We start from the raw sequence: 18,781 nt of genomic DNA, 5'->3' as shown, positions 1-18,781 counted from the left end.
TAGGTCTACCTTGAACACTCCCAAGCATTTCCCAGAGGAGTCCTCCCCATGGCCGCGAAAAAGATTCTGATGCTGGTTGGCGATTACGTCGAAGACTACGAAGTGATGGTGCCGTTTCAGGCCCTGCAGATGGTCGGGCACACCGTCCACGCCGTGTGCCCGGACAAGCCATCCGGCGGCACCGTACGCACTGCGATCCATGACTTCGAAGGCGACCAGACTTACAGCGAAAAACCCGGTCACCTGTTTGCCCTCAACTTCGACTTCGCCAAGGTCAGCGAAGGCGATTACGACGCGCTGCTGATCCCCGGCGGTCGGGCCCCGGAATACCTGCGTCTCAACGAAAAAGTCCTCGACCTGGTGCGCGCCTTCGACAAGGCCGGCAAACCGATCGCCGCCGTCTGCCACGGTGCTCAGTTGCTGGCAGCGGCCGGCGTGCTCGAAGGTCGCGAGTGCAGCGCCTATCCGGCCTGCGCCCCGGAAGTGCGACTGGCGGGCGGTACGTACATCGACATCGCCGTGACGGATGGCCACGTTCAAGGCAATCTGGCCACAGCCCCGGCATGGCCGGCGCACCCGAACTGGCTGGCCGGTTTCCTCGGCTTGCTCGGCACTAAAATCACCCTGTAACGAGGATTCGCCGATGTGCGAGCTCTACGTCAAGGCCGACCCGATTCTCTACGAATCACGCTCGCGCTCGCTGCGCATCTGCGGCGTGGTGACGACGTTGCGTCTGGAGAATCAGTTCTGGGACATCCTCAGCGAGATCGCCGAGGTCGACGGCATGACTACCAACCAATTGATCGCCAAGCTGTATGAAGAGGTGATGGATTATCGCGGGGAGGTGGTGAATCTTGCGTCGTTCTTGCGGGTGAGTTGTACGCGGTATTTGAGTCAGCGGCGGGGGGCGGTTCCGGAATTATCGGTGGTGCGGGCTGGGGTGAAGTAGGTAACAACCGGGTGACGCCATCGCGAGCAGGCTCACTCCTACAGGAGAAACTCATTCCAACTGTAGGAGTGAGCCTGCTCGCGATGGGGCCAATAGAGGCGCTATAAATTCAGGATCAGAAAAACCGCCTCAAACTCACCTTGGCATTACGCCCCTGGCTGTATGCCATGTCCCCGCTCAACGCCGGCCGGTAGCTTTCGTTGAACAGGTTATCGACGGTCAAATTGACCTCGGTGCCTTTCAGATACGGCTGCTGCGGTTTCCAGTTGGCAAATAGGCCCTGAACGTTGTAACGGTCGTTGTCGTAGTGATCGTAGTAAACATCACCCAGCGAGTTTTTGCTCTGGCCATACAGGTCGCTCGGCAGGCGATCGGTCTTGCGCACGAACTCGCCCTGCCAGCCAACCTGCGCGTCCCAGCTCGGAATCTTCACGCCAACGACGGCGATCCATTTCGGCGGCGGAATGTCCCGCGCCCAGACGTCCGGGCCCCACGGATTGGTGTAAGCGCCTTCGTGTTTGCCGGTCATCCACGAGTACGACAGCGAGCCGAACAGGTAGGTCGAGTCGTAGAAACTCTCGACCTCGAAACCCTTGATGGTCAGCCCGCCGATGTTGCGGTAGTTGCTCATCGGCCCCGAGCCTTTGCAGTCGGTGGCGATGCTGCCGCCCGTGTTCCACTGATTCTGGCAACCGATGCCGGTGGCTTTGAAAATCTCGTCGTCGATCTTGTTGCGGAACAGCGTGGTGCGGATCTGCACGTTGTCGTGGTCGGCGAACACGTTGGAAAAGTGGCTGATGTTGCCCGCGCGCCAACCGGTGATGCGTTCCGGATCGAGGTCGACGCTGGTCGCGGTGCGGCTGCCCAAACCCTGCACTTCATATTGTTCATCGAGCACCGGCGCGCGCCAGGTTTTGCTGTAGTCGACGAAGAATGCGACGTCCGGGGTCATTTTCCAGAACGCCGACAGGCGCGGTGACCAACCGGTGTAGGTGCGGTCGCTGTAGTCGTGGCCGATCGCTGGATCCTGACTGCTGTAGTACGGCGCGTCGTTGGCCTCGCCGCGATTGCGCACGTGGTCGTAACGCACGGAAGGCGTCAGGGTGAAGTCGCCATAGGTGATCGCGTCCTGCAGGTAGACGCTGTTGGTGTCGACCTTGCCCTTGGGCATGAAGTACGGCTGGAAGTGGCCGAAGTTGTACTTGGGCACATCGTAAGTCGCGCCGGGCATCCACATGTCGGTGTTGCGCGCATGCTTGCGGATTTCCACGCCGCTGGTCACGGCATGTTCCAGCGAACCGGTTTCGAAGCGGCTGATGTTGCGCAGTTCGACGATGCGATCCTTGTAATCGGTGTCCATCTTGCGTCCGCCAGACGCGGCCTGGAAAAACGCCGTGGCGTCGCGCTCGTCGGTCTGATCGGTGTCGGATTCCGAGTAGCTCAACTTCATGTCGATCAGACGGTTATCCAGCGGCTGATACTGGTAGTACGTCGACCACGTAGTGTCGATGGTTTCGCGATTGGCGAGGAAGCGTTTCAGCGCACCGTCATAGCCGTATTTTTTGATGTTGTCCGGTGTCGGCGGGTTCGGGTAGGTCGCCGAAGAGAACGGCGTCCAGCGCTGGCTTTCCGAGTGCGAGTACATCATCCCGGCGCTGTGCTCGTCGTTCAGGTGCAGGTTGACCTTGACCAGTTGGCCGTCGAGATCCAGCGCACTGTTGGGCAAACGCTTGGGGTTGATCGGGTAGTAGTTGTCCGGATTCGGCAGGTTGTCGGCGAGTTTCATGTCGCCGCCGTCGCGTTTGGTCAGGTACACCAGCGCGTCGGCGCGGCCATCGTCGGTGCGGCCGAACACTGCGCCGCTGTAGGTTTGTTGATGGTCGTTGCTGGCGTAACCGTATTTGACCATCGCGCCGCTGTTGCGGCCTTCCTGGAGCATGTCCGGCGCGTCTTTGGTTTCCATGTGCACGGTGCCGCCGAAACCACCGTTGCCGGTGAACAGCGAGTGCGGGCCTTTCTCCACTTCGATGCTGCGGATCAGCTCCGGTTCGATGAAAATCGTCCCCTGCTGATAACGCTCGAAGCCGCTTTTTGTTGCGCCATCGAGGGTCAGCGGAACGTCTTCGGCTTCGCCCAGGCCCCAGATATTGATCTTCTGGCCGCCCGGTTTCATCGAGCCGCTCATGCTTACGCCAGGCAATGTCGCCAACAGCGCAGGCATGTTGTTCGGTTGATGGCGATCAATGTCAGCCTGGGTCAGGGTCGAGCGGCCGACGGTGCTGGAGTCGACTTCAGTACCGGTGCCGATCACGCTCAACGCGTCGAGCTGAATGCTGTCGCTGCTGCTGGTGACCGATTCCACCGGGCGCACCACGTAGGTTTGATTGACCTTGATCAGGCCGAACTGGCTGTTGTCGAGCAACTGGCGGATCGCCGCTTCCGCGCTGAATTCACCGTTGATGGCCGGCGCCTTGAGGTTGCGCAATTGCGCTTCGTCGAACAGCAACTGGATCTTCGCCTGCTGAGCGATCTGGCTCAGCGAGGTCGCCATCGACTGCGCCGGCAATTGCAGACGGATGGCCTCGGCCTGGGCTTGCACGCTGAACGCCAGGCAGGCGGCGAGCAGGGTTGGTCGAAGGCAGGTGAGCGGGTACGGCGAAAGCACGCGAAACATGGAATCCCCCAGGGCGGCGAAAAGGCCAAAAAGGCCTGCGTCAGCAACGCAGACCCGGAGGAAGACGCGGCAGGCAAAAAAAACCTCACATGCGAATGCAAAATATTCTCATGTGAAGTTGTTTCAGCGATTTTCGATGCGGATCCGGCCGTCGGCCAAGGCCACGGTTTTCACCGGGATCAGCGCGGGAAGGGCGCTGATCAATGCGTCGGGATCTTCGACGTCGAGGTTGCCGGAGACTTTGATCTGCCCCAGTTTTGCATTCGCCAGCAGCACCGGTTTCGCCCGGTACTGATTCAACTCATCGACCAGACTCGACAGTTCGCGATTGCGAAACGACAAATGCCCGGTGCGCCAATCGGCGACCTGACTGACTGCCAGCGTTTGCTGTTGCATGTCGCCACTGGCGAGATCGACCGCCACTTGCTGTTGCGCACCAAGCAGCAGCGGTGCGCGTTTGTCCGGGGCGAACGCAACCTGACCGTGGGCGACGCTGACGACCAATTGCTGATCGGTGCGCCGCACATCGAAACCGGTGCCGACCACGCGCACCGTGGCGTCGCCCGTCTGCACCCACATCGGCCGTTCCTTGTCCGGCGCGACTTCCACATAGAATTGGCCGCGCTCGAGAAAAATCCGCCGTTGATGGCTGTCGAAGTCGATGCGCAACTGCGTGTTGGCGTTCACCGACAACGTGCTGCCGTCCGGCAATTCGACGGTGTGCATGCCTTTCGATTGAGCAGTGATCTGTTGCTGATAAACCTCGTGGGGCGTGCCCAGATGCGTGGCCAGTACGGCACAGATCAGCGCGGCGGCGACCGCGAATGCCGGGCGCCAGACGCTCTTCGGTTTGCGCGCGCGGATCGGCGTCGGTTGATTGAGTTGCTGCAAGGCGCCGAGGTCGGCCCACAATTCTTCGAAGGAGCGATAGGCCTTGGCGTGCTCCGGTTCGCGCAGCCAGCGCTCGAACGCCTGACGCACGGTGCGACCCTGTGGCTGGCGGTTGCGGGTGAACCACGCGGCGGCCTGGGCGTCGATGCTGTTATCGGCCTGGTCGCTGTCGAAATCGTAAGGGTGGTTCATGCTGGCTGCTCCGTGCCGTTGTCGTGATCCAGGCGTTGCTTGCAATGCATCAGGGCGAAGGCGATGTGTTTCTCCACCATGCTCAGGGAAATCCCCATGCGCTCGGCGATCTGCGCCTGACTCAAGCCTTCGAAGCGGTGCAGCATAAGGGCCTCGCGCCGACGTGGCGAGAGTTCGGCGAGGACTTCTTTCAGCTGCTCAAGGCGTTGCTGGCGTTGCGCGGCGGCCATCGGCTCGTGATGTTCATCGCTGACCGGCTCGGCATCGTTGTCGTGATGGGGCTGGACGATGTGCCGCACCTTTTGTTTGCGCCAGTGATCGCGCAGCAGATTGCGCGCCATCTGAAACAGAAACGCACGCGGCTGCTCAACCTTGGCGCGGTCGCGATAATCGAGCCATTGGGTGAACACGTCTTGAGTCATGTCCGCCGCGTCACTGGGATTTTCCGTGCGCTTGCGCAGGTAATGCAGGATGTCCCCGTAAAACCGGCGAAAAGCATCGGCCGACAGCGGATCGGGCGTGAGGCGAGGCATGGATATCCTTCTTGACGAAGCAGGGCGCAGAAAGCGCCGGATGATATCGAGAATTATTGTCATTTGTCATGTTGGCGATCACGTCTGTCATCGAAGAGTGGCTAAACCGGCGAAACGGGCTTTACTTTCGGGGGTTCAAATCGACAGGAGCAGCGACATGTCCGGATGGTACGAGTTGAGTAAAAGCAGCAACGGCCAGTTCAGGTTCGTCCTGAAAGCGGCGAACGCCGAAACGATCCTGACCAGCGAGTTGTACACCACTCGCGCGGCAGCCGAAGGCGGCATCGCCTCGGTGCAAACCAACAGCGCGCTGGATGACCGTTACGAAAAAAAATCGACGAAGGACGGCCATCCGTACTTCAACCTCAAGGCGGCCAACCATCAGATTATTGGCAGCAGCGAGGCGTATTCATCGGATGCGGCGTGCGACAAAGGCATCGCCAGCGTCAAGGCGAACGGGCCGACAAAAGCCATCAAGGACAAAACCCTGCCAGTCCTATAACCCCATTTCAAATCCACCAAAAATCCCCTGTGGGAGCGGGCTTGCTCGCGAATGCGGTCGATCAGTCAGCATCTTGGTTGACTGACACACCGCCTTCGCGAGCAATCCCGCTCCCACATTGGGTTTTGCGTTTTTCGGGAGATCAGCGCAGGCGTTCAGGATTGTGCATTTGGCTCTTGCCCGTCGCACACATCCCCTGTAGGAGCTGCGGCACGCTGCGATCTTTTGATTTTGAACTTGTAAAAATCAAGATCAAAAGATCGCAGCGTGCCGCAGCTCCTACAGGAGGTTTGATTGCCGGGGGATCAGCGCAGGGTTTTCAGGATTGTTTGTAGTTGGGTCTGGCCTGCCGCGCTCAATGCAAATACCGGCAGGCGTGGATCACCCACTTCCAGCCCGGTCTGGCGTAACCCGGCCTTGATCGTCGCCGGCAAGCCGCCCCTCAGAATGAAGTCCAGCAGCGGCAACTGGCGATAAAACAGATCCCGCGCGCGATCCAGATCGCCCGCCATCGCTGCTTCATACAGATCCAGATTCAACTGCGGAATCAGGTTCGGCGCTGCCGTGCACCAGCCCTTCGCCCCGGCCGCGAACGCTTCCAGTGCCAGCGGATTGCAGCCGTTGTAAAACGGTACCTGACCTTCGCCGAGCAATTGCAGTTTGTGCATGCGCTGGATGTCGCCGGTGCTCTCCTTGACCATGGTCACGTTTTCCACGGCATTGACGATGCGCAGAATCAGATCGACCGACATGTCGGTGCCGCTGGTGGCCGGGTTGTTGTAGAGCATGATCGGCACGCCGATGCTCTCGCCGATCGCGCGGTAGTGGGAGAGGATTTCCGCTTCGGTGAGTTTCCAGTACGAGGCCGGCAGCACCATCACCACGTCGGCGCCATGGGCTTCGGCGAAGCGTGCGCGGCGCACGGCTTTGGCGGTGGTCAGGTCGGACACGCTGACGATGGTCGGTACACGTTTGGCCACGTGCTTGATACTGAATTCAGCCACTTGATCCCACTCCGAATCGCTCAGGTAAGCGCCTTCGCCAGTGCTGCCCAATGGCGCGATGGCGTGGACGCCGCTGGCGATCAAGCGATCAATCGATTGGCCGAGTGCTGGCAGATCCAGCCCTTCGCCATTGGCGCTGAACGGGGTGATGGTGTAGCCGATGATGCCGTGAATGTTGGACATGGGAGCGTCTCCGTAATGAGGTTTCAGTTCAGGCAATCGGCGTGTTGGCGCAGGTTCTGCCGAGCGTAATAGTTGAAGGCGGCGGCGTGGCGTTTTGGCTTGGCGATCCAGTCATGGGCTTCGCGGCCCAGCGCGGGGATGATCGGTTTGATCGTGCCTGCCGCCATCGCCAGCAGCTGCAATTTCGCCGCGCGTTCGATCAATTGGGCGATGACACACGCCTCTTCAATCGTCGTGCCGGTCGACAGCTGACCGTGGTGCGAAAGCACAATCGCGCGTTTGTCGCCCAGCGCACCGGCGATCAACTCGCCTTCTTCATTGCCCACCGGCACGCCCGGCCAGCCTTCGAGAAACGCGCAGTCGTCGTACAGTGGGCACAGATCCATGTGCGAAATCTGCAGCGGCACTTCCAGCATCGACAGCGCGGCAACGTGCGTCGGGTGGGTGTGGATGATGCAGTTCACGTCTGGACGAGCGCGGTACACCCAGCTGTGGAAACGGTTGGCCGGGTTAGCCATGCCGTGACCTTCGAGAACCTCAAGATCCTCGTTGACCAGCAGCAGGTTGCTCGCGGTGATTTCGTCGAAACCCAGGCCCAGTTGCTGAGTGTAATAGGTGCCGGGCTGCGGGCCACGGGCAGTGATTTGTCCGGCCAGGCCGGAGTCGTGACCATTTTCGAAAAGAATCCGGCAAGTCAAAGCCAGCTTTTGCCGGTCTGTCCACGTATTATCCGCGAGGCTTTTTTGCATCTGGGTCAGCGCTTGCTTGACCAGTTGGTCTTTGGGTAGTGCTAATGTCTTGGCCATGTCTGTGTCCTTTGGGTGATTGCAAATGACACGAAAGAGGCTATATGACACAAAGTGTCATTGGCAAGCACAAATCGTCGCTTCCTTGATGGAATAACCGCTGCGCATGTCTATCCGTTTGAAATTATTGAGAAAAAAACTTGGCGTAACCCTTGAGGCATTGGCCGAAAAATCCGGCATGACCAAGAGTTATCTGTCGAAAGTCGAGCGCGGGTTGAACACCCCGTCGATTGCCGCCGCGTTGAAACTGGCGAAAGCGCTGAACGTGAAGGTCGAGGAATTGTTCTCGGAAGACAACGTCAGCCTCGACAGCTACAGCCTGGTGCGCAGCCACGAGCGGCAGTCACTGGCGGCGAATGATCAGAGCCCGGGTTATGCGGTGCTGGCGCATCAGGTCAGCGAGCGCAATTTGCTGCCGTTCATCATCTATCCGCCGAGCGAATTCAGCGACAAGACCTTCAAGGAGCATCTGGGCGAGGAGTTTTTGTTCGTTCACGAAGGGCAAGTTGAAGTGGATTTCATGAACGAGAAAGTGCTGCTGCAACGCGGCGATGCGCTGCACTTCAATGCACAGAAACCGCACCGGATCCGGTCGGTAGGGGAGGTGCAGGCGCAGTTGCTGGTGGTGGTGCACAGCGCTGAGGAATGAACCCTGAAATCAAAAGATCGTCCGAACGCGGCCCGAGCCTTCGGCAGCTCCTACAGGGGAACGCATTGCAACTGTAGGAGCTGCCGAAGGCTGCGATCTTTTGATCTTGCTTCAAACCTCGACCGGTACCGACAATTTCGGACTGCCCAACGCATGCGTCTTCGCATCAAAAAACCGCAACTCAACCCCCGTCCCCTCAAACACCTGCGCGTAGTGCCGCTTCTGGTGCTGCACAAACGCCGCACTGCGCGGATAGATCGAGATCGCCACATTCTTCGGTTTCGCCAAACGCAGCGCCCGCACAATGTGCGCATCCTGCTCGGCCAACGCGTGGCCAAAGATACACAAACCGCCGCCATGCTCGAGCAATTGCTCATAACAGAACGACAGATAATCCGAACTGCGAATGGTTTTGAGCTTGTCCGCACTCGGCCCTTCGGTGATGAACAGCGGCACGTCATCCAGCGTCTTGATCGTATTGTTGATCGCGAAGCTGCCGAGCAGCGTGCCCTCGGTCGAGGTCAGTTTGCGCGCGGTGCCGTCCTGATTGCGCACCAGGTGCAGGCCACCGTGCAGGTACAGCAGACGCGGTTTGTCAGTGGCGCTTTCGGCCAGATCGAAACTCGCGTTGGCGCCGTTGAACAGGTCGTCGATGGCATCGCTTTGGTGTTGCAGCGCCCAGTAGTTGAGCAAGTCGTAATTGGTGGTGAACACCGTGCGATAGCGCGCCAGTTCTTCATTCAGCGTCGCCAGCGTCGAGGCTTTCACCAGGCGCCACGGAATGTGCACGGCGTGCACCGTGTTGATCAGCGCTTCTTTGATGGCGTAGTAGCGATTGCGCGGGGCGGCGGAGCTGACGGCCAGCGCCTTGTTGACCCGGCTGGTGGTTTTCAGCGCGCCGAGCACCTGCTCGAAACTGCGCGTCTGCATAGCGTCGAACACCGCCAGTTCCGACGCACTCAGCGGTTTCTCCTCCACGGTGCGGGCGTTTTCGAACAGCGAGTCGTAGCCGAAATCGTCCCACACCGCGCGGCTGGCGCCATTGCCCACCAGCAGGCCGTTGAACTCGGTCGCGGCGCGCAGGGTGTTCCAGTCTTCAAGGCTGGCGTCAACATCCAGAAAATCGGTCATTGCGTAGGCGGTCTCAAAACATAGGGGCTGATGGGCGGCGACTTTATCACGAGCGGGCATTGAGCCAGATCAACATCGGCGCTGACCGATCGGTCGATGCTGTGCTTATCCGCTGAATCGGAGCAGTCGATTCGGCCCCTGTCAGGAGACGCGCGCATGACCAGCACCTTTTTCATTCCGGCGGTAAACATCATGGGCAACGGCTGCCTCGACGAAGCCATGGTCGCGATCCGCAACTACGGTTTTCGCAAAGCGCTGATCGTCACCGACACGGGGCTGGCCAAGGCCGGCGTGGCGACGATGGTCGCCGAGAAGCTGGCCATGCAGGACATCGATTCGGTGATTTTCGACGGCGCCAAACCGAACCCGAGCATCGCCAACGTCGAATCCGGGCTGGGTTTGCTCAAGGAAACCCGCTGCGATTTCGTCGTGTCGCTGGGCGGTGGTTCGCCCCACGACTGCGCCAAAGGCATTGCCCTGTGTGCGACCAACGGCGGGGAAATCGGTGATTACGAAGGTGTTGATCAATCGAGCAAGCCACAACTGCCGCTGATCGCGATCAACACCACCGCCGGCACTGCCAGCGAGATGACCCGTTTCTGCATCATCACCGACGAATCGCGTCACGTGAAAATGGCCATCGTCGACCGCAATGTCACGCCGCTGCTGTCGGTCAACGACCCGGAACTGATGGTCGCCATGCCCAAAAGCCTGACCGCCGCCACCGGCATGGACGCATTGACCCACGCCATCGAGGCTTACGTTTCGACCGCCGCCAACCCGATCACCGACGCCTGCGCGTTGAAGGCGATGACCCTGATCAGCAACAATTTGCGCTTGGCCGTGCGCGACGGCAGCGACCTCGCCGCGCGGGAGAACATGGCTTACGCGCAGTTCCTCGCCGGCATGGCGTTCAACAATGCCTCGCTCGGTTACGTGCATGCGATGGCGCATCAGTTGGGCGGTTTCTACGACTTGCCCCACGGGGTGTGCAACGCCGTGCTGCTGCCGCATGTGCAGACATTCAACGCGCTGGTCTGCGCCGATCGCCTGACCGATGTCGCCCACGCCATGGGTGCTGACATTCGTGGTTTCAGCGCCGAGGAGGGCGCGCAAGCGGCGATCACCGCGATCCGCACCTTGGCCAAAGACGTCGACATCCCGAGCGGTCTGCGCGAACTCGGCGCCAAACTCAGCAACATCCCGATCCTCGCCACCAATGCACTGAAAGACGCCTGCGGCATTACCAACCCGCGCGCGGCGGATCAACGGCAAATCGAGGAAATCTTCCGCAACGCCTTCTAACGCTTGCCATCCCCCGGCGCGAACTTCACGCAGAGCATCGCGCCGACGGCCAGCAACGTGCACAGCAGCGATAACGGCCAAGCCTGTGGACTGGCGATCAGACTGGCCATCGCGCCAATGATCGCCGCCATCAATTGATGAATGAATCCACTCAGCGCCATCGCATAAGCACCGGCAATCGGCGCGCCATCGTTGGCGCGTGACAGGCTGATCGGGTAGTTCAACGACTGCCCGAACACCGCCACGCAATACGGCAGCCAAAACAGTAGCGCGATGGAACTGGCCGCCAGACTGCCCAGCAACATCACGCCGCTACCGGCCAGCACCAGACCGACGCCAACGGTCATCAGCCACGCCTGACCGGTGCGCAACACGAAGTGATTGACCGCCAGCGCACCCAGAAAATACGCCGCGCTGATTGGCCAGCCGAGCAAGCCGTAATCCACCGTCGACCAGGCGAACGGCCCCTGCAAAACCAGCGGCGCTGCGGTGTTGAAGGCGATGATCACGCCGTAGCCCAAACCACCGGCCAGCGCCGGCAAAAGAAATGCCCGATGCAGCAGAATCAGCCGATAAGCCGACCATGACGAAGCGCTGGCCGGTTCGTCAGCGACAGCAGGGAACGCCACCCGCGAGACGATCAGCGCCATCACCAGGCAGACCACGCCGAGCAGGTAGAAAATCGCCTGCCAGCCCAGCGTCACCTCGATGATCGAGCCCAGGTATTGGCCGATGCCCAGCGCCACTACGAACGAGATCGAAATCCACGACAACGCCTTGGCCAGCAGATCGCCGCGAAAGCTGTCGCGGATCAGCACCCGCGCCATCACCGAAATACCGCTGGCACCGATGCCTTGCAGCAGTCGCAGCAGCAAAAACCACTCAAGCGTCGAACCCAGCGGCAAGGCCAGATTGGCCAGGCCGTAAATCGCCAGCGCCGCCAGCAACACCGGTTTGCGGCCGATGCGCTGGGCCAGACTGCCCCAGAACAACATCGGCAGCGCCAGGCCGATCAGGTACAGCGACAAGCCCCACGACACCTGCGCAGGATCCGCCGCCAGATAGCGGGCGATTTCCGGCAGCGCCGGCAAATAAATACTCATGCCCAACTGGGCGAGAAAAACCGTGCTACAGGTGATCAGGAGAGTGACGCTGGCGTTCATGATTCGTCCCTGTTTTCAGTCGTCGAGATCACAACGGTGGGTGCGCAACAGCTCGGTGATCAGTTCACAGAAGCGGCGGATCAGCGCTGGCGGCATGTCGGCGCGTAGCGTAATGCGGATGGCTGCCTTGCCTTGTGCAACCACCGGAAAAAACACCGCACTGGTGAAATATCCCTGTTCGGCCAGTTCGCTGGCCACTCGATTGGCCACCGCCGCCTGCCCGCATTTGATCAAGCGGATGGCCATGTTGCTGTGGCATTGATCGGTGCTGATCAGGCTGTCGAAGAGGCGGATATTAGCCTGAAGGTTGCTTTGCAGCGCGGCGAATTCGGCGCTGCGATGCAGGCGGATCGACGCTCTGCCGGCACCGATCGCCGCGCAGTTGAGACTCTGCGACCAGTTGCTCGGCCCGCCGTAACGCTGGATCAGGGTTTTCTGCCGCTCATTGCCCAGCATCACCAAACCACCGCTGGCGCCAAACGACTTGGCCAGCGACGCGACGATCAGGCAATCCTCTTCAAGCGCCGCCACCCGTGGCCGCACCAGGCCGGCGCCGTGCTGACCGACCGCCGACAACGCATGGGAATCATCCAGATACAGAAACAGCCCGTAGCGATCCTTCAGATACAACAGACCTTCCATGTTGGCGACGCCGCCCATGCTGTATGCGCCGTCGGCGACATACGCCACGCGGCCATGTTGCTGGCAGGCGCGTTCGAGAAAATCCATGTCGTTGTGCGGCGCGGTGACCACGCGGGTTTCATCGGCGCACGCAGCTTTCAAATGATTCATCGAGTAGTGCGCGTGGCGGTCGAAGACCATCACCGGCGGCTGACCTTCGGTGAAGATGCCGCTGGCCAGCAACGGCAGGATCCCCGCGCTGGCGGCGCTGCAAGACAAAGTGCTCAGACAGACCGTATCAAAGAGTTGCGACAACTCGTTTTCGTACTGCTCGAGAATCGCCAATTTGCAGCGGTTCTTCGAATTTGCGACGCGCAAACTGCCGGTTTCACGGAGGGCAGCGATGGCGCCTTCGAGCAGGGCCGGGTGATGATCGAGCCCCAGATAAGAGGTCGTGCAGAAGTGATGGAATTCACGCCCGTACTGATCGAGCAAGTGATTCGGACTTTTTACTTCGACATTGAGGCCGGCGACTTTGCCCTGTTCGGCGATGTCCCAATCGTAGTCGGCGAGGGCAATGATCTTGCGAAAATTGGAATACAGATTCGGGGTGTGCAACGGAAGATTCACAGGCGACATTCCTTGAGCGTAGCGATCCATGGGGTGTTGCAATTTGTGTGTGTTGCCAGACTTTACAGAGCGAAAAGTCGGACAAAAATAGGCCGATTCCGCGAATCCTGAGAGGCGATAGAGTTTTTTTTGTAGGGCGAAGCCACGAACGTCGGCGGATTAATCACATGTCTGACTTCAACGAAAACCGGGCTATCCTGCCGACTCGAATGTCCCCGCCAGCGAGACTTCCATGCTGCAAAAAAGCCTGATTCGCCGCCTCGACCTGATCACCTTGCAACTGTTTGTCGCCGTGCATGAAGAGGGCACGCTGACCCGCGCCGCCGCGCGCGAAGCCATTGCGGTGTCGGCGGCGAGCAAGCGCTTGATGGAACTGGAAGAAGCGCTGGGCATCAGCCTGTTCGTGCGCCAGGCCAAGGGCATGACGCTGACGCCGGCGGGGGAAACGCTGCTGCACCATGCGCGGCAGATGTTGTTTAACGTCGAGAAGATGGGCCTGGAGCTGGGCGAGCACAGCCACGGTGTGCGCGGCTATGTGCGCATGCTGGCGAACCTCTCGGCGATCATTCAGTTTCTGCCGGAAGACTTGCGCGACTTTTCCGCGCGGCATGCGCAGGTCAAGACTGACCTTGAAGAACGGCCCAGTGCCGGGGTGATTCAGGGCGTGCTCGATGGCGTCGCGGATCTCGGTATTTGTTCCAACGACAGCGACATCAAGGGCCTGCACAGCGTGCTGTACCGCGAGGACAAACTGGTGGTGGTGATGTTGCCGGAGCATCCGTTGGCCGCGCGTGAATCGGTGGCGTTTGCCGAAACGCTGGACAGTGATTACGTCGGTTTGCACGCGGCCAGTTCGATCAACATGCGCACCCACGCGGCGGCGCGGCAGGCGGGCAAGGTGCTGCGCATTCGCATTCATGTGCCGGGGTTTGATGCGGTGTGCCGAATGGTGCAGGCCAACATGGGCATCGGAATTTTGCCGCAGCGGGCGTATGAGTTGTTTGGTCAGGCGCTGGGGCTGCACGCGGTGCCGTTGACCGATGACTGGTCGGATCGCGCGTTGATTGTGGTGGTGCGCGATGAGGCGGGGTTGTCGCCGGTGAGCCGGTTGTTGTTTGAACATTTGCGAGGCTGATATTCCGATCATCTGCGTGGCCGCCCCCCCCTGTAGGAGCTGCCGAAGGCTGCGATCTTTTGATCTGTTGTTTTAAGAGCAAGATCAAAAGATCGCAGCCTTCGGCAGCTCCTACAGGGGCGGGGCGTTCGCATTTCGCGAACGCCCTTTGCCGAACGAAGGTTGGATTCCTTCACCATCACGCCTCTAGTCTTGCCGGCATATTCCAAGAACAAGAGGTACCCCGCGATGACTGCCCCCCTGAGTGCGATCAAAGTGATCGAAATCGGCACCCTGATCGCTGCGCCGTTTGCCGCGCGCATGCTCGCCGAGTTCGGCGCTGAGGTGATCAAGATCGAAGCCATGGGTCAGGGCGACCCGCTGCGCAAATGGCGCAAGCTGCACGAAGGCACGTCGCTGTGGTGGTACCTGCAATCGCGCAACAAGCAGTCGCTGGCGCTCAATCTGAAATCCCCGGAAGGCATCGAACTGGTCAAGCAACTGGCGACCGACGCCGACGTGATCATCGAAAACCTGCGCCCCGGCGCGCTGGAAAAACTCGGCCTCGGCTGGGATGTGCTCCACGCGCTCAATCCCAACCTCACCCTCGTGCGCATCTCCGGTTATGGCCAGACCGGCCCCTACCGCGATCGCCCCGGTTTCGGTGCGATCGGCGAGGCGATGGGCGGCATCCGCTACACCACCGGCACCCCCGGTTCGCCGCCGGCGCGAGTGGGCGTCAGCCTCGGCGATTCGCTGGCATCCTTGCACGCGGTGATCGGCGCGTTGATGTCGCTGCTGCGGGTCAAAACCGGGCAGGGCGGCGGGCAGATCGTCGATGTGTCGCTGGCCGAAAGCGTGTTCAACGTCATGGAAAGTCTGGTGCCGGAATACGACATGCTCGGCCACGTTCGCGAACGCAGCGGCGGTGCGTTGCCGGGCATTGCACCGTCCAACACGTACCTTACGGCTGACGGCGCTTACGTGGTGATCGCCGGCAACAGCGATCCGATCTACAAGCGGTTGATGCAAACCATCGGTCGCGATGATCTGGCTGACGCCGAAGAACTCGCCCACAACGACGGCCGTGCGGCCAAGAGTGGCATGCTCGACGCCGCGATCACTCACTGGACGAGCAGCCTGCCGATCAACGACGTGCTCGCCGCCCTCGAAGCTGCCGAAGTCCCGGCCGGGCGCATCTATTCGGTGGCCGACATCGTCGCCGATCCGCATTATCAGGCGCGCGGCATGCTGCTCGACGCCGAACTGCCCGGCGGCGCAACTGTGAAGATGCCCGGCATCGTGCCGAAACTCTCGGAAACCCCCGGCGGCGTGAATTGGTCGGGGCCGACACTCGGCCAGCACACCGACGGTATTCTCGCCGGTCTCGGCCTGACTGAACTCGACATCGAACGCCTGAAAAGCCAAGGGGTGGTGCAATGATCACGGACTATTCGCAAACCTTGATCGTCCAGGAAGTCTCGCCTCGCGACGGCTTGCAGATCGAGCCGACGTGGGTGGAAACCGTCGACAAAATCGCGCTCATCGATCAACTGTCGCTGGCGGGGTTCAGCCGCATCGAAGCCGGCTCGTTTGTGTCGCCGAAAGCCATTCCGGCGCTGCGTGACGGCGAGCCGGTGTTCAAAGGCATTCAGCGTCAACCGGGAGTGATTTACGTCGCGCTGATCCCCAATCTCAAAGGCGCGCAGCGCGCACTGGAGGCCGGTGCCGATGAGCTGAATCTGGTGATGTCCGCCAGCCAGAGCCACAACCTCGCCAACATGCGCATGCGTTGCGAGGATTCGCTGGCGGCGTTTGCCGACATTGTTGCTTTTGCCGATGGCTCGGGTGTGCGGCTCAACGGCAGTATCGCGACGACGTTCGGTTGCCCGTTCGAAGGCAAGATTGACGAGGATCGTGTGTTGCAGATTGTCGACGCTTATCAGGAGCTCGGCATTCGAGGCATCACCCTCGCCGACACCACCGGCATGGCCAATCCGCGTCAGGTGGATCGCTTGGTACGGCGGGTTTTGCAGCGGCTTTCGGCCGCGGATCTGACCCTGCATTTCCATAACACCCGGGGTTTGGGGTTGTGCAATGTGCTGGCGGCTTACGAGGCAGGAGCGAGACGTTTCGATGCAGCGCTGGGCGGTCTCGGTGGTTGTCCGTTTGCACCGGGGGCGTCGGGCAATATTTGCACTGAAGACTTGGTGAATTTGTGCGATGAAATCGGCATTCACACCGGCATCGACTTGCCGCTGCTGTTGAAGCTCTCGCGCGGATTGCCGGATCTCCTCGGCCACGAAGTTCCCGGCCAACTGGCCAAAGCCGGGCGCAATTGCGACCTGCACCCGATCCCCACCTGAATCCCCCTCTGTAGGAGCAAAGCTTGCTCGCGAATGCGGTGTGTCATTCACCCTGAATATCGACTGATCTGACGCCTTCGCGAGCAAGCCCGCTCCCACCCAACCAGACAACAAAAACAATCGGACGCCCACCGGCAGTCCGCCTGGAGAAAAGCTATGAGCCTTAATGTAATGGAGGCGGGCGCGAGCTCGTCTGTCGATAACGACGCCGAAAAAGCCCTGGTCAGCAAAGTCGCCTGGCGCCTGATGCCGCTGATCATGGTCTGCTACCTGTTCGCCTTTTTCGACCGCATCAACATCAGCTTCGCCAAGTTCCAGCTGCAAGCCGACCTGAGCCTGAGCGACACCGCTTACGGCCTCGGTGCCGGGCTGTTCGTGGTCGGTTACGTGCTGTTCGAAGTGCCGAGCAACATGATGCTCTACAAGGTCGGCGCGCGCCGCTGGATCGCGCGGATCATGATGTCGTGGGGCGTGGCGACGGCGCTGATGGTCTTCGTCACCAGTGAATGGCAGTTCTATGCGCTGCGCTTTTTGATCGGCGCGATGGAAGCCGGTTTTGCGCCGGGCGTGTTGTATTACCTGACGCTGTGGTTCCCGCAGCACTTCCGTGGACGAATCACCTCGATGCTGTTTCTGGCCTCGGCGTTTGCCGGTCTGGTCGGCGCACCGTTCTCCGGGCTGGTGCTGGAACACCTCGACGGCGTCCTGCAAATGCGCGGCTGGCATTGGTTGTTTTTGCTTGGTGGCGTGCCGTGTGTCGGCCTGGGTTTCCTGGTGTTGATGCTGCTCAAGGATCGCATCGAGGACGCGCACTGGCTGACCGCTGACGAGAAAAAACTGCTGTCCAGCCGCATTGCCCATCACGAACCGCACAAGAGCGGCGGCTCATTGCTGGCGGCGCTACGGATTCCGGGTTTTCTGACCTTGGGGCTGATCTACTTTCTGATTCAGGTCGCGTCTTACGGACTGAATTTCTGGGCGCCACAATTGATCCGCAGCGCCGGTACCGAGAGCCCGGTGATGATCGGTCTGCTGACCGCCATCCCTTACATCTGCGGGGCGATCACCATGATCGTGATCGGGCGGTTGTCGGACGCAACCGGTGAGCGACGCAAGTTTGTCGCGGGGCTGGTGGTGGTCGGTGCGATCGGGTTCTTCAGTGCGGGGATTTTCGCCGATCACACCACGTTCCTGATCGTCGCCCTCGGCTTGCTCGGCGCCGGCATCATCGCCGCTATTCCGAGCTTCTGGACGCTGCCACCGAAGTTGCTGGCCGGTGCCGGCGCAGGTGCGGCGGGCGGGATCGCGGTGATCAATACGCTGGGGCAGTTCGGCGGCATCGTCAGCCCGGTGATGGTCGGGCGGATCAAGGATCTTACCGGCAGCACCACGCCAGCACTGTATGTCATCGGCGTGGCGGCGTTGATCGCAGCGGCGTTGTTGCTGTGGGGGTTGCCGCAGAAACTGCGCACGCTCGATAAATACTGAACCGCTGAAAAGATCGCAGCCTTCGGCAGCTCCTACAGAGTGCGAATCCAATCCTGTAGGAGCTGCCGAAGGCTGCGATCTTTTGATGTTATTGCGGTGCCAAAACTCTTCCTGGCGAATTGCCAAACTGAATCAACACCACCCCCGCAACCAACAACACCGCGCCAAACAGCCTAGGCAATGTCAGCTGTTTCTCCACCAACCCAAACAAGCCAAAGTGATCCAGCAGCATCGACGCCAGCACCTGCCCCGCCAGCGCCAACGCCACAAACCCCGAAGCCCCGAGCTTAGGCAGCAACACCACCGCCAGCGCGACAAAACAAACCCCAAACGCACCGCCGGCCCACATCCACATGGGCGCCTTGCTGATAAACGCCAGCGACGGCAGCGGCAGCCGCAACGCCAAAATCACTGGCAACAACACCAGCACACTGACCAACAACGACGCCAACGTCGCCCACAGCGGATGCCCCAATCCGCGCGCCAGGTTGCTGTTGATCGCGCTCTGAAACGGCACTACCGCCCCGGCAAATGCGGCCAACCCCAACAGACCCGCCCACTGCAACGTACTCATGATCAT

At 60.4% G+C, this 18,781-nt stretch carries 18 protein-coding genes; 9 read left to right on the top strand and 9 right to left on the bottom strand.

What is annotated here, in order from left to right:
- Window positions 1-48 precede the first annotated feature (48 nt).
- Together KFS80_RS15540 and KFS80_RS15535 are read left to right on the top strand one after the other, a co-directional pair.
- Window positions 49-630: a DJ-1/PfpI family protein gene (locus tag KFS80_RS15540; protein ID WP_159815792.1), complete on the top strand. Its 582-nt coding sequence runs from the start codon at window positions 49-51 to the stop codon at window positions 628-630.
- 13 nt (window positions 631-643) lie between these two features.
- On the top strand, window positions 644-949 hold the full coding sequence (locus KFS80_RS15535) for a ribbon-helix-helix domain-containing protein (protein ID WP_212545245.1): 306 nt from the start codon (window positions 644-646) through the stop codon (window positions 947-949).
- Between the two features lie 115 nt (window positions 950-1,064).
- Here KFS80_RS15535 and KFS80_RS15530 read toward each other — a convergent pair whose 3' ends face one another.
- The 3 genes from KFS80_RS15530 to KFS80_RS15520 form a co-directional block, all read right to left on the bottom strand.
- Window positions 1,065-3,623, bottom strand: coding sequence for a TonB-dependent receptor (locus KFS80_RS15530; RefSeq protein ID WP_212545244.1), 2,559 nt, complete (start codon window positions 3,621-3,623; stop codon window positions 1,065-1,067).
- Between the two features lie 123 nt (window positions 3,624-3,746).
- Entirely contained in the window at window positions 3,747-4,706 is a 960-nt protein-coding gene (locus KFS80_RS15525; RefSeq protein WP_212545243.1) for a FecR family protein, read from the bottom strand.
- Window positions 4,703-5,239, bottom strand: a complete 537-nt coding sequence (locus KFS80_RS15520; RefSeq protein ID WP_159815796.1) for an RNA polymerase sigma factor — start codon at window positions 5,237-5,239, stop codon at window positions 4,703-4,705. The genes KFS80_RS15525 and KFS80_RS15520 overlap by 4 nt, the downstream gene beginning before the upstream one ends.
- 157 nt (window positions 5,240-5,396) lie before the next feature.
- Between KFS80_RS15520 and KFS80_RS15515 the strand changes: the two genes are divergently transcribed.
- Entirely contained in the window at window positions 5,397-5,741 is a 345-nt protein-coding gene (locus tag KFS80_RS15515) for a YegP family protein (protein WP_159815797.1), read from the top strand.
- Window positions 5,742-6,046: 305 nt separating this feature from the next.
- Here KFS80_RS15515 and KFS80_RS15510 read toward each other — a convergent pair whose 3' ends face one another.
- Together KFS80_RS15510 and KFS80_RS15505 are read right to left on the bottom strand one after the other, a co-directional pair.
- Window positions 6,047-6,928: a dihydrodipicolinate synthase family protein gene (locus KFS80_RS15510; protein WP_212545242.1), complete on the bottom strand. Its 882-nt coding sequence runs from the start codon at window positions 6,926-6,928 to the stop codon at window positions 6,047-6,049.
- A 23-nt stretch (window positions 6,929-6,951) separates the two neighbouring features.
- A complete protein-coding gene (locus KFS80_RS15505; protein WP_116254492.1) occupies window positions 6,952-7,734 on the bottom strand; it encodes an aldolase in 783 nt (260 codons plus the stop codon).
- A 106-nt stretch (window positions 7,735-7,840) separates the two neighbouring features.
- On the opposite strand from KFS80_RS15505, the gene KFS80_RS15500 reads away from it, so the two are divergent.
- Window positions 7,841-8,383, top strand: a complete 543-nt coding sequence (locus tag KFS80_RS15500) for a helix-turn-helix domain-containing protein (protein ID WP_008076856.1) — start codon at window positions 7,841-7,843, stop codon at window positions 8,381-8,383.
- A 111-nt stretch (window positions 8,384-8,494) separates the two neighbouring features.
- Here the strand turns inward: KFS80_RS15500 and KFS80_RS15495 are convergent, their stop codons facing one another.
- A complete protein-coding gene (locus tag KFS80_RS15495; protein ID WP_212545241.1) occupies window positions 8,495-9,514 on the bottom strand; it encodes a DUF4917 family protein in 1,020 nt (339 codons plus the stop codon).
- 156 nt (window positions 9,515-9,670) lie between these two features.
- Between KFS80_RS15495 and yiaY the strand changes: the two genes are divergently transcribed.
- The gene (gene yiaY / locus KFS80_RS15490) at window positions 9,671-10,819 is read left to right on the top strand and encodes an L-threonine dehydrogenase (RefSeq protein ID WP_212545240.1); all 1,149 of its coding nucleotides are present in this window, start codon (window positions 9,671-9,673) and stop codon (window positions 10,817-10,819) included.
- Here the strand turns inward: yiaY and KFS80_RS15485 are convergent.
- Window positions 10,816-11,982 carry an MFS transporter gene (locus KFS80_RS15485; protein WP_212545239.1) on the bottom strand — a complete coding sequence of 389 codons (1,167 nt, stop codon included), beginning with the start codon at window positions 11,980-11,982 and terminating at the stop codon, window positions 10,816-10,818. The genes yiaY and KFS80_RS15485 overlap by 4 nt on opposite strands.
- Before the next feature lie 15 nt (window positions 11,983-11,997).
- A complete protein-coding gene (locus tag KFS80_RS15480) occupies window positions 11,998-13,242 on the bottom strand; it encodes an aminotransferase class I/II-fold pyridoxal phosphate-dependent enzyme (RefSeq protein WP_212545347.1) in 1,245 nt (414 codons plus the stop codon).
- Window positions 13,243-13,465: 223 nt separating this feature from the next.
- Here KFS80_RS15480 and KFS80_RS15475 point away from each other — a divergent pair, with 223 nt between their 5' ends.
- The 4 genes from KFS80_RS15475 (at window position 13,466) to KFS80_RS15460 (ending at window position 18,201) form a co-directional block, all read left to right on the top strand.
- Entirely contained in the window at window positions 13,466-14,368 is a 903-nt protein-coding gene (locus tag KFS80_RS15475; RefSeq protein ID WP_053117982.1) for a LysR family transcriptional regulator, read from the top strand.
- A 228-nt stretch (window positions 14,369-14,596) separates the two neighbouring features.
- The gene (locus KFS80_RS15470) at window positions 14,597-15,790 is read left to right on the top strand and encodes a CaiB/BaiF CoA transferase family protein (protein WP_212545238.1); all 1,194 of its coding nucleotides are present in this window, start codon (window positions 14,597-14,599) and stop codon (window positions 15,788-15,790) included.
- The gene (locus KFS80_RS15465; protein WP_212545237.1) at window positions 15,787-16,713 is read left to right on the top strand and encodes a hydroxymethylglutaryl-CoA lyase; all 927 of its coding nucleotides are present in this window, start codon (window positions 15,787-15,789) and stop codon (window positions 16,711-16,713) included. The genes KFS80_RS15470 and KFS80_RS15465 overlap by 4 nt, the downstream gene beginning before the upstream one ends.
- A 156-nt stretch (window positions 16,714-16,869) precedes the next feature.
- Window positions 16,870-18,201: an MFS transporter gene (locus KFS80_RS15460; RefSeq protein ID WP_212545236.1), complete on the top strand. Its 1,332-nt coding sequence runs from the start codon at window positions 16,870-16,872 to the stop codon at window positions 18,199-18,201.
- 88 nt (window positions 18,202-18,289) lie between these two features.
- Here the strand turns inward: KFS80_RS15460 and KFS80_RS15455 are convergent, their stop codons facing one another.
- On the bottom strand, window positions 18,290-18,775 hold the full coding sequence (locus KFS80_RS15455) for a DMT family transporter (protein WP_212545235.1): 486 nt from the start codon (window positions 18,773-18,775) through the stop codon (window positions 18,290-18,292).
- Between the last annotated feature and the right edge of the window lie 6 nt (window positions 18,776-18,781).

The sequence above is a fragment of the Pseudomonas rustica genome, assembly GCF_018336155.1.
GTDB classification, from domain to species: Bacteria; Pseudomonadota; Gammaproteobacteria; order Pseudomonadales; family Pseudomonadaceae; genus Aquipseudomonas; species Aquipseudomonas rustica.
The sequence above is the reverse complement of the archived record's forward strand: the minus strand, read 5'-3'. Positions and strand labels throughout refer to the sequence as shown.